The sequence below is a fragment of the Spiroplasma endosymbiont of Eupeodes luniger genome, from assembly GCF_964019525.1.
GTDB lineage: Bacteria > Bacillota_I > Bacilli_A > Mycoplasmatales > Nriv7 > Nriv7.
The window spans coordinates 344,355-358,898 of sequence record NZ_OZ026453.1 but is presented as its reverse complement, the minus strand read 5'-3'; the positions used below and the strand labels follow the sequence as shown (position 1 = coordinate 358,898).

General features: G+C 27.3%; 12 protein-coding genes. 1 reads left to right on the top strand and 11 read right to left on the bottom strand.

Features of this window, described 5'->3' with window-relative positions; translation table 4 throughout:
* Positions 1 to 161: 161 nt before the first annotated feature.
* From AACK86_RS02085 to AACK86_RS02045, 10 genes are all read right to left on the bottom strand, one after another.
* Positions 162 to 485, bottom strand: a complete 324-nt coding sequence (locus AACK86_RS02085; RefSeq protein ID WP_338982290.1) for a DNA methyltransferase — start codon at positions 483 to 485, stop codon at positions 162 to 164.
* A 5-nt stretch (positions 486 to 490) separates the two neighbouring features.
* Positions 491 to 1,081, bottom strand: coding sequence for a DNA methyltransferase (locus AACK86_RS02080; protein ID WP_338982289.1), 591 nt, complete (start codon positions 1,079 to 1,081; stop codon positions 491 to 493).
* Between the two features lie 335 nt (positions 1,082 to 1,416).
* On the bottom strand, positions 1,417 to 1,911 hold the full coding sequence (locus AACK86_RS02075) for a nucleoside 2-deoxyribosyltransferase (RefSeq protein WP_338982288.1): 495 nt from the start codon (positions 1,909 to 1,911) through the stop codon (positions 1,417 to 1,419).
* Positions 1,912 to 2,134: 223 nt separating this feature from the next.
* Positions 2,135 to 2,830 (bottom strand): HAD family acid phosphatase, encoded by a 696-nt coding sequence (locus AACK86_RS02070; RefSeq protein ID WP_338982663.1) that lies wholly within the window; start codon positions 2,828 to 2,830, stop codon positions 2,135 to 2,137.
* Positions 2,831 to 3,058: 228 nt separating this feature from the next.
* Positions 3,059 to 3,451: a transposase family protein gene (locus tag AACK86_RS07075; protein WP_422398329.1), complete on the bottom strand. Its 393-nt coding sequence runs from the start codon at positions 3,449 to 3,451 to the stop codon at positions 3,059 to 3,061.
* Positions 3,436 to 3,888 carry a transposase family protein gene (locus AACK86_RS07070; protein ID WP_338982632.1) on the bottom strand — a complete coding sequence of 151 codons (453 nt, stop codon included), beginning with the start codon at positions 3,886 to 3,888 and terminating at the stop codon, positions 3,436 to 3,438. Before AACK86_RS07070 ends, AACK86_RS07075 begins: the two co-directional genes overlap by 16 nt.
* Before the next feature lie 19 nt (positions 3,889 to 3,907).
* Entirely contained in the window at positions 3,908 to 4,249 is a 342-nt protein-coding gene (locus tag AACK86_RS02060; RefSeq protein ID WP_338982287.1) for a hypothetical protein, read from the bottom strand.
* A 168-nt stretch (positions 4,250 to 4,417) separates the two neighbouring features.
* Positions 4,418 to 6,190 (bottom strand): excinuclease ABC subunit UvrC, encoded by a 1,773-nt coding sequence (gene uvrC, locus AACK86_RS02055; protein WP_338982286.1) that lies wholly within the window; start codon positions 6,188 to 6,190, stop codon positions 4,418 to 4,420.
* Positions 6,191 to 6,201: 11 nt separating this feature from the next.
* Positions 6,202 to 8,979 carry a DNA translocase FtsK gene (locus AACK86_RS02050; protein ID WP_338982285.1) on the bottom strand — a complete coding sequence of 926 codons (2,778 nt, stop codon included), beginning with the start codon at positions 8,977 to 8,979 and terminating at the stop codon, positions 6,202 to 6,204.
* A gap of 32 nt (positions 8,980 to 9,011) precedes the next feature.
* Positions 9,012 to 10,667: a ribonuclease J gene (locus AACK86_RS02045; RefSeq protein ID WP_338982284.1), complete on the bottom strand. Its 1,656-nt coding sequence runs from the start codon at positions 10,665 to 10,667 to the stop codon at positions 9,012 to 9,014.
* A 289-nt stretch (positions 10,668 to 10,956) separates the two neighbouring features.
* On the opposite strand from AACK86_RS02045, the gene AACK86_RS02040 reads away from it, so the two are divergent.
* Entirely contained in the window at positions 10,957 to 12,381 is a 1,425-nt protein-coding gene (locus tag AACK86_RS02040; protein WP_338982283.1) for an MATE family efflux transporter, read from the top strand.
* Positions 12,382 to 12,431: 50 nt separating this feature from the next.
* Here the strand turns inward: AACK86_RS02040 and AACK86_RS02035 are convergent, their stop codons facing one another.
* Positions 12,432 to 14,525, bottom strand: coding sequence for a polyribonucleotide nucleotidyltransferase (locus AACK86_RS02035; RefSeq protein ID WP_338982282.1), 2,094 nt, complete (start codon positions 14,523 to 14,525; stop codon positions 12,432 to 12,434).
* Positions 14,526 to 14,544 lie beyond the last annotated feature (19 nt).

Below are 14,544 nucleotides of genomic sequence, written 5' to 3'. Positions count from 1 at the left end.
ACAGATTCCAACTGTATTTTTATTACCAATGACATAGCTTTCGCTGTCGCATTCAATACAAAATATTACTGCCAAAAGAAAACACCCCCTAAAAGTTTGTAGAAAACAAAATCTTGTCATATGTATATGGTTTCTACATAATTTTTCTTTTTCTCTATTGCCTAGTAAACAATTGCTTTACCAGTACTACCGCTACCCATAAATGGATCTAAAATAATTGCATTATTTGATGCAAACATTCTTACTAAATATTGCATTAGGTTTGTTGGTTTTACGGTTGGATGATCATTTTTAACCTTAGGTATATTTTTACGAAAAATCGGAATATCTTTCAATTTTATTGCAAACGCTTCTAATCCTTCATCTCTATCCTTTTTAGTAATTTTAGGACAATAAAATATCCGATTAGGTCAGTAATTATCTGTCTTATTAATTTGTTTAATGCTACTTTGTAAATATTTAATCGCATTTTTAGAATCAACCAAAGCTTTTAATACTTCATTGGACTCATCAATAATGACATTACTAGGAAAACGATTAATACTATCAAAACCTTTAATTCTTGTTTTTCAATATTCATTGCTCCGCCATTTCAATTTAGGATATTGAAAACATAACCCCCTTGTAATGGTTTTTGGGCAACGATGATTGGTTCAAACGCTGGTTTAAATCGGATTGTTTTTCAACCTTGTCACTGGTTTTGTAATAATGTTTTCTTCTGGATATCTAAATGTTTATTTTTAACTATAAGTCCAGAAATGTCTTGTGATTTAGGAAAACCATTACTATACATTCATAACACCGTATCTCGTAACACAAAACCAGCATCTTCTATTGCTACTGCCCCCCGATGAAACATTCTGGAATGTCCAAACATTAACATTACCCCACCCGGTTTAAGAACTTTTAAGAACTTTTTATGAGTTTCACTTTGTAATAAAAGACCGGTGTTATCTCATTTTTCGACACTGTAATTTATCTCGTAGGGCGGATCGGTAATGATAATATCAACACTATTTTCTTTCATCTTTTCTATTTCTTTTAAACAATCATTATTCTTTATTTCGTATGTGAAACTCATATATTTTTTCCCTTCTAAAATGTCAATAAAAAATGAACTTTAAAATAGTTAAAGTTAATTAACTAAATTTAAAGTTCATTATGGTTCATTATTATTTTGTAATGATCTTTCCACAAAAAACTGCCTCCTAGTTCATTTGTGAAAAGAAAAGTCTAATATTTATCTATACCCCAGAGAATTTTACACTACCAAATAAAATTAATAGCCACTAAATCCTTTAAATATAAAAAATGTTAATAAATAATTTTACAAAAATGTTGATAGAAATTATTTTTTAAATTCTATCAACATTGCTTCTTCATTTGTAAAAAGAATTAAAAATTTATTCCCTTTTATTATTTTAAAATTCCTTCAATTTCTTTAATTTTATTAATTGCTTCTTGAAAATTTTTAACCTTAAAAATTTTCTTTTTACTAATATCATTGTATTGTAAACTACCTGATATCATCTCATTAATACCATATCCAGAAATTTCCGCAACATCAATATTTGATTGATACAACCTAAAATCACTATAAACACATATTAAATATTTTTCTTCCTGCAAACATTGTTCAAAGGCAAACCCATATTCCATATATGTCCCACTATCACGACCATCAATATCAAATATTACATATTTTGACCTTTTAATCTCTTCATAATCTTTTTTAAATATCTCGTTATTTTTTGGCGTAGCATTTTCACTATTAAAACTAAACTCAATGGGATTTAAAATTTCAAAATTATCACCTAATTGCTTTCTTAAATTTATTCCTTCCGCTTTTCTCTGATTTTGTTCTGCTTCACTAAATAATGGTCCCGCATTATAAACAAATATTTTTTTCATTCTTATTGTCCCTTTCCAAATACTTATCTTTTAATATCACTACGAAAGTGGTATCACTTTCGTAGTGATATTATATTTAAAATATTGCTAGCAAAGTTGCCAATTTATGAACAAAAATCCAAAATTATTATTTAATTTCTAATCCCAAGAAGTAAACTTTTGTAAATATTCTCTAATCGCTTGTTTCATATAAGAGATCTTATGCTGTTCAAAATATTTCTTCTTAAAAGCAACTATCTCAGCCCCCATACATCGCATTACCACCAATTAAACCATAAGTACTATATCAACAAGTTAATTCTTCTTGAATATTATCAAGGTATTTTTTATTTTTTAATAACTTATCTGGTTGTTGCCCACAATTAGCATAATATTTTGTAATTTCAGTATTTTTTCTAGTAAAACGAACGGCTGGTGCTACTTGCCCAAAAAGTTGTTGGACATCATTATCTTCTAAATAATAGTTACGATAAATATTATCCTTAGCATTAGTAAAATTAGAATTAAAATCATCACCTAATACCATAATAATGCAAATATTAACAGCAATTCCTTCTTTAATATGCAATTTATTACTATTTAAGTAATGATAACGATCTTCTTTTTCTTTAACAATATTTTGTTCACTATCTTTAACACCTGACATTCATCAATGAAAATCTTGTAATAATTCTTTTGGATAATTTTCTTTAATTAAATTATTTCTTGTTGCTTCTTTATGAGTATCTTGCAAACGATTAGAAACAAACATTACTAATCCCCCACTTTTATAAACATATTGAACAAAATCTAAAACCCCTGGGAAAATTGTTGCTTGTTGCGAATTAACCCACTTATCTCATTCAAGAGGATGAAATGGTTTTTTATTTAACAGATTATATGCTGATGATGGCGTATTATCAATAAATGTTTCATCTAAATCAAGAGCTACAAAAGGAATAAACTCATTTTCTTTGGTTTGATTAATTGTTAGTTTATTAGACTTCTTGCATAACCTATTAAAAAAATTACAAATATTTGTAAAAAGACAGTAATAGAAAAATATAATTTTAATTAATTATGTTTTTTATCTAAAAAATTAATATTTTGCCACAACAAAAAATGAATTTATTATTTAAATTCTTTAATTTTAAATAAATCTTTTATGTTAAATTAATAATTGCAAATTATAAATTGAGGCAATTAAATTAAATCTTAAACCAAATCTTTTTCTACGATTACGATATTTTTCTGTCATAATTTTAAATTTTTTAAGAATAGCAAAAATATTTTCAATAATAATTCTCATTTTTGAAACTAGTCTATTATGTTGTTTTTGTGCTTTATTTAAATGGTTTTTCTTTGTTTTCTTTGTAGGTATTAGAACATTATTGTGAATTTTTTGTATTCCTTGATAATCACTATCAACTATTAATTTGGTATTTTTTAAAATTGGGATTTTTGATTCTTTAAATAAAGCATAATCATGTTTTTTCCCAAGTGAAAAACTTGTTGCAATAATTTTTCTGGTTTCTTGTTCGATAATTACTTGTGTTTTAATGGTGTGTTTTTTCTTTTTACCAGAATAAGATTGTTTTTGTCTTTTTTTGGGCGTTGGATTGGAGTTTCGGTAGCATCAATAATAATAGTTTTATCATTAAAATAATCATTTATTAGTGCTTTTTTACCAGCAAGTTGTTGAAAATCAGAATTTTTAATTAAAATATCTTCAATTCACTTGATATTCCGATAACAATTAGCTTCACTAATTCCGAAATTTTTACCAAGATGAAAATAAGTCTGATATTCTCGTCAATATGATAAAGTCATCAATAATCTATTTTCTAGTGATAATTTATTAGTTTTACCACCTTTTTTAAATTTTTCTATTTCAGCTACTTGTAAAATATCTAACATTTTATTAAAAGTGGATTTTTTTATTCCTGTTAATCTTAACCATTCTTTATCATTAAGAGTATTAAATTTATTATTGTTCATATTTTGATATCCTCATAAATTATATTTTATAAGAATATTTTAATAAAAAAGGTATCTCAAGAAGTCTATTATTTTCTCATTTTACAAGATTATTATTCAGTTTACCCTTAGTTAATGCCTTATCCACTTGCTTTTGCTTTGCGATAACTTGACTATATAAGTCTTTTTTTAAGCGATATTGTGTTAATAATTGCGCTTTTCTTTCACCAGAAATTGCTCATAATACCGACTGTAATGCTCCATATTCATTAAAAGCAGTAGTCAAATTGTCTTTACTAGTATGATTACAAGATACTAAAAAGTTAGCACTTATTGTTAATGGGGTAATTGTTAACAACATATTTTTTAATACTTTTTTCATATTTAATACTCCTATATCTAATTTATAAATTTAATCATTGCATTTTATTTTCAATAAATAATATCCTCCTTCTATTTTATTAAAAATAAAAATGCTTATATAAAAATATAAGAATTTTAGCATCAAATTAGTAATAAATTTTTCGATTTAGCGAATAAAATTTCTAAATTAATTATCTTTTAAATAAGCAATTAACTCCTTTGTTGTTGTTTTATTTTTAATAATAGCATTTAATTCAGCAAATGAAACTGCTTTCATTTTTGTTAATGTTTCAAACTGTTGATATAACTTTTTAATAGTTAACTCACCTAATCCTTTAACTTTTTTTAACGAATTAACAAATAAAGAATTAGTTCGTTGCTGGCGATGAAATGAAATTGTATAATTATGTACCTCTTCTTGAACTTTAGTTAATCAATGAAATAAAGCACTCTTTTTAGCAATATCTAACGGATAACCTTTATTATCTAATAAATAATCAGTTTTGTGATGACTATTCTTAACAAGACCGACAACTGGTAAACTAATATTTAAATTTTCTAATTGCAACTGCACACTATCAATTTGTAATTTACCACCATCAACAATAATTAATTCCGGCATTGGTTCTTTATTCATTATTTTTTTTCAATAACGACGATAAACTAAACTTTGTAAATAATGATAATCCCCTTGTTGTTCAATTTGAATTTTATAGCGACGAAACAGTTTTTTAATTGCTTGACCATTTTGATAAACAATAACCCCACCAATAACATTATCATGTCCTAAATTAGCAATATCCATAATTTCAATATATTGTGGTGTCGCGATTTTTAAAAGTTTTCCTAATTGTTCAACAATCTCATAATAACGATATTTAATTTGATAGGAATCAACAAGTTGTTGCTTTAATAATTCTTGAGCATTCTTAGTAGCTAAAGAAATAATTTCTTGCATTTTTTTAGTAAGCTTATTAATAATTTTAATATTTAATGCTTCTGCCAAATCATCTAAAACAATATTTGCAATATATAATTCTTGGGGAACAGTATTGTTAGTATATAACTGTTGTAAATAATTTCTCATTGCATCAGTTAAATCATCATTAAATAAAGTAAAAATTTGTTCATCTTTAGAAAGCAATTGTCCATTACGATAAAATAATGCTGTTATTGCCAATTTATGATATTTAATAGCATAACCAATAAAATCGCGATTACGAAAATCACAAAATTGAACCAACTGATGAGAAATAAATAATTGCAACTTATCTAAAACATTTTTTAATCTTTGTGCTTCTTCATATTGTAAATTAATCGCTGCTTGTTGCATTCGCTCAGTAATCTTATTTTTAATATCTTGATTTTTTCCTTGAAAAAAATCATTAATTTTCTTTTTCATCAAGGCATAATATTCCTCAGGAACGTTTTTAAAACAAGCACCTGAACATAATTGCAGATGATAATATAAGCACGGCGTTCCTAAACTTCCTTTACATCTTCGCAAAGGAAATAATTGTTGCAATATCTTTAAAACTTCTCTAGCCCCTGTACCATCAGGAAAAGGACCATAATACTTAGCATTATCTTTTTGAACTTTACGAACAAAACGATATTCAGGATTATTTTCATCAGTAATTTTAATATAAGGATAGGTTTTATCATCATTTAGTAAAATATTATATCGGGGACGCTTATCTTTAATTAAATTATGTTCTAACAATAATGCTTCTTTTTCATTAATTGTTAAAATATAATCCACATCAGCAATTTCACGAACTAATTTAGTAGTTTTAAAATTATGTACTTTATTAAAATAATTATTTACCCGCTGTTGAATATTTTTTGCTTTACCAACATAAATTAATTGTCGCGCTTCATTATAAAACTGATAACATCCCGAACTTTGTGGTAAATTTTTAATTTTTTCTTGTAAAACAAGGGGTTTAACTCACACCATTATCAAAATTCCTACTCTTTATTCATAATCAAAACTTCACGAGGCTTTGACCCATTTTGTGGTCCAACAATACCATTAGCTTCTAAACTATCAATTAATCTTGCCGCCCGATTATAACCAACACCAAATCTTCGTTGAATTAATGAAGCTGATGCCTTTTTATTGGCAATAATAAAATCACAAATCTCATCATACAATTCATCATCTTCACCTGTAATAATATGACTAGTATTCATCCTTTGTGTTAATTCATCTAATTGTTCATTAAACTGCGGTTTTTGTTGCTGAGAAATAAATTTAATTAACGCATTAATGTCTTCATCATTAATATATACCCCTTGAGCTCTAGTTGGTGTTATTTGACCATAAGGAGCAAATAACATATCACCACTACCAATTAACTTTTCAGCTCCCATACTATCTAAAATCGTTCTAGAATCAATTGAAGAACTAACAGCAAAAGCAATTCTTGATGGAATATTATTTTTTATAACACCAGTAATAATATCTGTTGACGGTCTTTGGGTTGCAATAATTAAATGAATTCCTGAAGCTCGTGCCATTTGCGTTATTCGCATAATACTTTCTTCAACTTCTTTTCCGGCGACAACCATTAAATCAGCAAGCTCATCAATAATTATTACAATATATGGTAACATTTCTTCAGTTGCCACCTTTTGATTATAACTAGCAATATTTCGCACGCCAATATTAGAAAAAATAATATATCTTCGTTCCATTTCACTAATAATTTTTTTTAAAGCACGATTGGCTTTTCTTAAATCAGTAATTACAGGTACTAATAAATGTGGCAAATTATTATATACCGATAATTCAACGCGTTTTGGATCAATTAATAAAAATTTTACTTCATGCGGTTTAACCCGAAGAATTAAAGAAGCAATAATACTATTAATACAAATTGATTTTCCAGTACCAGTAGCACCCGCAATTAGTAAATGTGACATCCTATCTAATTCCGCAAATAAAATTTTTCCCATTACATTTTTACCAATGGCCATTAATAATTTACTATCTTTCTTATTAAGGGGAACATTTTCCATCACTTCACGAATCGTAACTAATGCTGGTGAAATATTTGGAATTTCAATTCCCACTGCTGACTTGCCATGAATTGGTGCTTCTAAACGAATATCTTTTGACGCTAAAGCTAACTTAATATCATTTTCTAACGAAGTAATCTTACTTACCTTAACGCCCATTCCTAGTTCAATTTCAAACTTAGTTACTGCCGGTCCAATATTAATATTAGTAACTCGCGCTTCAATATTAAAATGTTTAAAAAGACGATGAATTTTTTCAACATTATTTTTTGCGGTTTTAATATTTAAATCACGATTAACACTAATTATTGGTTTTGTTAAAAGACTAACTGGTGGCAATTGATAATTAGGATTAATTATTGAAGGAAAATAATTACTTGGTATTATTGAAGAAGAAACTTTATTATCCAAAGGATTAATCTCTTCAATAAATTCTGGAGACAAATTTTCACTAATAACAACTGCTTGTTTTGTTTGATTATCGGATTGATCAATAACTGAAAATGCCTCATCTAATGCTGATGAGCTAGTTGGATAAGATTTTATCCTTTCTTTTTGAATTGGCGGTTGTTCTTTATTAAAAGGTGTTAAATAACTATTAGCAGCAAAATCTTTGCGCACCACATCTAATTCCATTAATGATGTTTGATCATAACCAAAATCATCACGAGAAAATGCTTGTTGATGATACTCTTGTTCTTTAATTACCTTCTCATTAAGATTAATTTTTGGTGTTAACTTTGAATCTCAATTATCAATATGGTGATAATTTTTATTACTATAAATATCATCAAATAATAAATCTTCATTCATTAATGAATGATGTAAATTAACGGATGGTAATTTAATCGTAATATCAGAATTTTTTGTTGTATGTAAAACTTGCCGATCATTACCATTAATATTTTTAACATTAACAGTTTCAAAATATTGCTGATATTTCTTCTCAGCATTTTTCTTATTTTTAACATTCTTCTTCGCCATAAAACTAACAACATGTAAACTATTATGTTCCTTATTAACTTTTCATTGATAAAAATATCAAGGATTTCCTGTTAAAATTCATGAAATAATCGTTGTTAAAAAAACTAAACTACATATTAAAGAAACAATTGTTGTTAAATAACCAAATACTGCTGAAAACAACATTCCAATAAATCCGCCACCAGCAAAAGGAATAAAATATGAACCATTAATATGAAAAAATTTCTTAATATCTAATCGTTGCATAAAAAGAGAATTTTGTAGTCAATTATCCGTATAAGCACTAATAACTTGCGAAAACCAATTTTGTTCAATGTTAATAGAAAAACGATGATAACTAATCAATAATACAATATCATTCACAAATCAACAAATAGCTAAAACAAGTAATATTATCATTACTTGAACTCGTTTCTTAATTTTAATTTGAATACCACCAAAAATTGCAAAACTCACTACTAAAATAACAAAATAGATAATATATTTAAATCATCCAAAAAGAAAATTGAAAAAAACATCATCTAAAAATTGACCAATAACCGTTAAACGAGCAAACGCCAAAATACTAGCAAAAATAATGAACAAAGCTCATATTTTCCCACCAATTTTATCACTACGCCGAATTTTCTTCTTTAACTGAATAATTTTGGATTTCGCTTGTTGTTCTTGTTCATATTTTGTAGTATTGCGAGGATTATTTTCAAACTCGACAAAATTACTACTTATTTTATCGCTATTCATCCTTTTGTCTCCTCATATTTTTTAAGTAATAGTTAATTTATCTCATTAATTATTGCTAAAACCATCGGATTTTTACCCGTTTCTTGACGACATAACTCTTGCAACTCACTACGGATTTGATTTTTAACTGTTGTACAATCAAACTCTGATTTTTTTTGATGTTCTTCAACAATTGTACGAACTTTCGCTTGCATTTTATTAGTTAATTCCTCATCATCTTGAATAAAAACAACCCCACGCATTTGCACATCAACTAAAGAAACAATCTCTTTACTACGACGATTTAATGTAATTCCACTAATTAAAACTCCATCACGAGCCAATTGCTTTCTTTCATTTAAAACAACAGCACCAATATCGCCAACCCCAAGACCATCAACATAAATATTATTACATTTTAAAGAAACTGGTGATGGCCCTAATTTACCATTAATAAACTCTAAAATTTGACCACTATCCTTAATTAAAATATTATTAATTAGAATTCCTGCTTCTTGAGCACTATTTTGCGCAATAACAAAATTTTTATGTAATCCTTTAACTGGCATAAAAAATTTTGGTTTCATAATTCCAATCATCATCTTAATATCTTCATATGAAGCATTCATATCTCACACTTTTTTATCGGATAACGCCATAAAACGAGCATCAGTTCTTGCTAATTCATCCAATATTCTAGCATGTTTTAATTCATAACCAGGAATCGGTGGCGTTGCTAAAATCACAGTATCTGACTTTTCTATTTCTAAATGCTCATCATCGCCACTAATAATTTTATATAATCTTGTATAAAGGCGCTCACCACTACCTGTAACAAAAATTACTGAATTGTTATTAATAGCATCACTAGTTAAATTTCTAAATTTAATTTTATTAAATTGCAAATAAGTTCCTGACTTAAATTCTTCTAAAATTGATTTTAATGTGCCCCCCATAACGATGACCTCACGATTAGTTTCACTAACCAACTCCAAAATTTCACTTATTTTATATAAATCCTGTTCATGACAAGCAATAATAATTTTAGACTTTGCTGCCTTAAAAGTTGATTCCACTAACTTCTTACATTTATGATTAGGTGCCGTATAATCATTACGACTAGCATAACCAGAATCACTAATCAATAATAAAATTTTATTATTAGCAATTTTTGCTAAGTGTGCCATATCCGTAGCAAAATTACTGCGTTCTTCACTATCAAAAATATAATCACCCGTATAAACAATAGTTCCATCAACAGTCTTTAAAGCAAAACCAAAACTTCCCGGAATACAAGTTGTCGTATTAAAAACTTCAATTTCATTATCACTAAAAGATAACATATCCTTTTCTTTAATTTCAATTAATTCATTTTCACTATGTCATACTTTAAACTTGTGCAGTTTTTGTTTAATTAAAAAGATTGTTAATTTACTAGCATAAATAGGAATTTTAATATCCTTTAAAAGATATGTTATTGCTCCAAAACATTCGTCTGATGGTTTAGAAATAAATAATCCTTTAATCCGATTAACATTTTCTTTTAAATAAGAAAAATCGGGAATAACAGTGTCAATTCCTAATGCTTCTCGTTCAGGGATTTTACTACCAGCATCAAAAATAAATATATCGCGGTTAACTTCCACCAAATACATATTTTTTCCGCGTTCATCAAGTCCGCCTAATGCAAAAACTTTTATTGTTGCCATAACTATTTTTTTCTCCTCTAATTTAATATAATTTTATTTTAAAATATTGCTTTTATTATTATAACACATTGATTATCCAGCTAAGCAGAGAATAATTTCTTATCTTATTTGTTTCCTCAATAATTAAAATTCATTCTGATTTTTATCTTTTAATTATACTATAACTATTCGCAAATGTAAAAATTTGATAAATGCTGTTTATTATTAATTAACTTAATCACAATTGACTTAATCTTATTAGTAAAATATAATTGTTCTTATATATTTAAGAAACCGAGGTACTAAAATAATGAAACTTACTAATATCAACCAAAAATGAAAATTATCACAATACTTTGACAGTAAGTTTATGAAACAAGCACTTATCATTATGATTCCTCTAATCGCTCAATCATTACTAATTGCATTAATGAATGTTATTGATGTCTTTATGATTGGTTCTTTTTTAAGTCAAGAAGTTCTTAATGGCGTTGGTGCTGCTAACACCATTCTGTTACTGGCAATGTTCGGTTTTTTTGCTACGAATATGGCGGGAAGCATTTATGCTTCTCAATATATTGGCAATAATAATCTTAAAAAAATGCAAGAAGTAAATAACATTAGAATTATGATTAATGTCACAATGTCAATAATATTTACCATCTTTATCTTCACATTAAGAAATGATTTAATTAAAGTAATTATTGCTTCTGAAAGCAGTAAAACAATGTTAAATTTTAATTCCCAAATCGCAATTGATAATGGCAGTTTATATTTAGCAATTGTTATTTGAATTTATCCGCTTCTAAGCGTTATAACAACCTTATACCAAAATATGAACGAATGTAATAAAACATATTTACCGTTTCTTTTTACAATTTTTCCGGTATTGACTAATGGCATTCTTAACTTCATCTCTTTATTTTATTTAAAAATGGGAGTTATGGGAGTTGCTATTCCTACTGTAATAGCAAGAATTTTAGAAATAACTATTGTTATTACATTTCTTTTAATTACTAAACCCGTGTTTCGCCCAATGAAAAAATTTTGATATATTACTAAAGATTTATTATTAAAAATTCTTAAATCACTTTTGCCAATATTTTTAGCTAACATTCTTTTTGTATTATCATTAACAGCACAAACAGTTATTTATTCCTATTATGGTGGAGCCGATATCCTATCAGCAACCGTTGTTGTAATGAACATTATGAATATTTTTTATGCCGTATTTAATAGTTATAGTGCCATTGTACCAATCTTTATTGGTAAACAATTAGGTGTTGGTAAACTATCACAAGCAGTTGCCAATCTTAAAAAAATTATTGGTTTGCTATTTCTAATTGCGATTACTTTCACAATAATAATTTTCGGTCTTTCATTTTTTATTTTTGATATTCTATTTACTAATAAAATTAGTAATGAAGCCATCAACACGGCAAGATTTTATTTAGGATTACAATCCCTAGCTTATTTCTTCTTATCTTTTTCAATTATCTTTTTTAGTGTTTTACGCGCTGGCGGATTTGTAAAGTTAGCTACTGCCTTAGATATTCTTTGTACTTGAATTATTATTGTTATGACACCATTAATTGTTAGTATTATTGTAACTAAATATTTTCCTAACTTTGATTACAAATATATTTTTATTATTTCTACTATTGGTGAAATTATTCAATTTGCTCTTGTTACCATCTGTGTTATTAAAGTAAAATGAGCACAAAAATTAATTTAAAAAATAAAATGAACTCCTATTTTAAACTAATAAGAGTTCATTTTATTTTTCTATTCAATTTTAATTTCATTAATTAATTCTAAATTAACACGATTTTTTTCATCAATACTAATTACTTTTACTGTTACTTCTTGTTTTAATTTTAATAACGGCGTATTTTTGGATATTTTTGAATTATGTAATAATCCATCAATATTCTCTTTTAAATTAATGAAATAACCAAACTTTTCAATCCGAACAACAGTTCCCATAATAATTTCTCCAATTATAACTGGTTCAATAATATCTTTAATTAATTTTTCTGCCATTAATATTGATGCTTCATCTTTGTGATAAATAGTCACTTTCCCTTGCTCATTAATATCAATTTTAACATTGCCAGAAGTCTCAACAATATTAGTAATTACTTTACCACCAGCACCAATAACATCACGAATGCGATTAATCGGAATTTGTAATTGCTTAATTTTAGGGGCATTTTTATTTACTTTATTACGCGAAATATTAATTGTTTGCTTCATATTATCTAAAATATGCTTCTTCCCAATTTTAGCTTGTAATAATGCTTCTTTAAAAATTTCCATTGTAATGCCATCAATTTTAATGTCCATTTGTAAAGCACAAATTCCTTGGTTTGTTCCCGAAACTTTAAAATCCATATCGCCAAAGTGATCTTCACTACCTTGAATATCACTTAAAATAACATAATCATTACCTTCTTTAATTAATCCCATTGCAATCCCAGCAACACTAGATTTCAATGGTACTCCACTAGCCATCAAAGCTAATGAAGAAGCACAAATTGCTGCTTGGGAGGTTGAACCATTAGATGCCAATACTTCCGTCACAACTCTAATCGTATAAGGAAAATCATCAATACTAGGCAATACTTGTAACAATGCTTTTTCTGCTAATGCTCCATGACCAATTTCTCTTCTATTGGGCGGTCCAAATCTTCCAGTTTCACCAACTGAAAATGATGGAAAATTATAATGAAGCATAAAGCGTTTACTTTCCTCTTCTGTTAAACCATCAATAATTTGATGTTCGCCTAGAGCTCCCAAAGTTACAATTGATAATACTTGCGTTTCACCACGAGTAAATAAAGCACTACCGTGAACAATTGGGAGAACATCAATTATTGATGTTAACGGTCGAATTTCATTGTTCACACGACCATCTAAACGAATTTTCTTATTAATAATAAAATCACGAACAAGTTTCTTTAATAAAGTTTGATAAATAGCTCTAATCTGCTTAATAACCATTTTTTTTTCTAATTCATTAACATATTGTTGATTATCATAAACAGCAAATAAAGCATTATAAACATCTTTTAAAGCTTTTTTTTGTTCTTGCTTCGTTTTAATATTTAAAGCACTAATAATTTGTGGTTCATACTGACTAGTAATACTTGCTACTAAATTATTATCAAATTCTAATTCAATAACAGGCAGTTTTTCTTGACCAATAATATTAATAATTTCTTCTTGAAAGGCAACTAACTTTTTAATTTCTATATGTGCCATCGCAATTGCTGCTAACATTTCTTCTTCACTAATTTCTTGACCACTAGCTTCAACCATATTAATTGATGCTTTTGTTCCCGCAACAATTAATTCTAACGATGATTGTTCTAATTGTTGACTTGTAGGATTACAAATTAATTCCCCATTTATTTTTCCAATAATAACTCCTGCTACGGGACCATTAAAAGGAATTTTTGAAATGCATAATGCTAATGAAGAACCTAATAATGCTGCCATTCTGACATCAGCACTAGAATCAACCGCTCATACATTATTAATTACTTGAATTTCGTGATTAAAATTATTAGGAAATAAAGGTCTCAAAGGGCGATCAATTAACCTTGATGCTAATGTTGCATATTCACTAGGTTTGCCTTCACGCTTAAAAAAGCCTCCAGGAATTTTTCCAACAGAATATAATTTCTCTTGAAATACAACTGTTAAAGGAAAAAAATCTAATGTTGATGGCTCTTCATTAAAACTAACAATACTTAATACTGTACTTTCCTCATATCGTACTAAAATTGAACTTGTTGCTAGTGATGCTAAACTACCATACTCAATAACAATTTTCTTCCCATTAAAATTATTCGTAAATCTTTGTTCTTTATTCATTTGCTGTTACCTTTCTCAT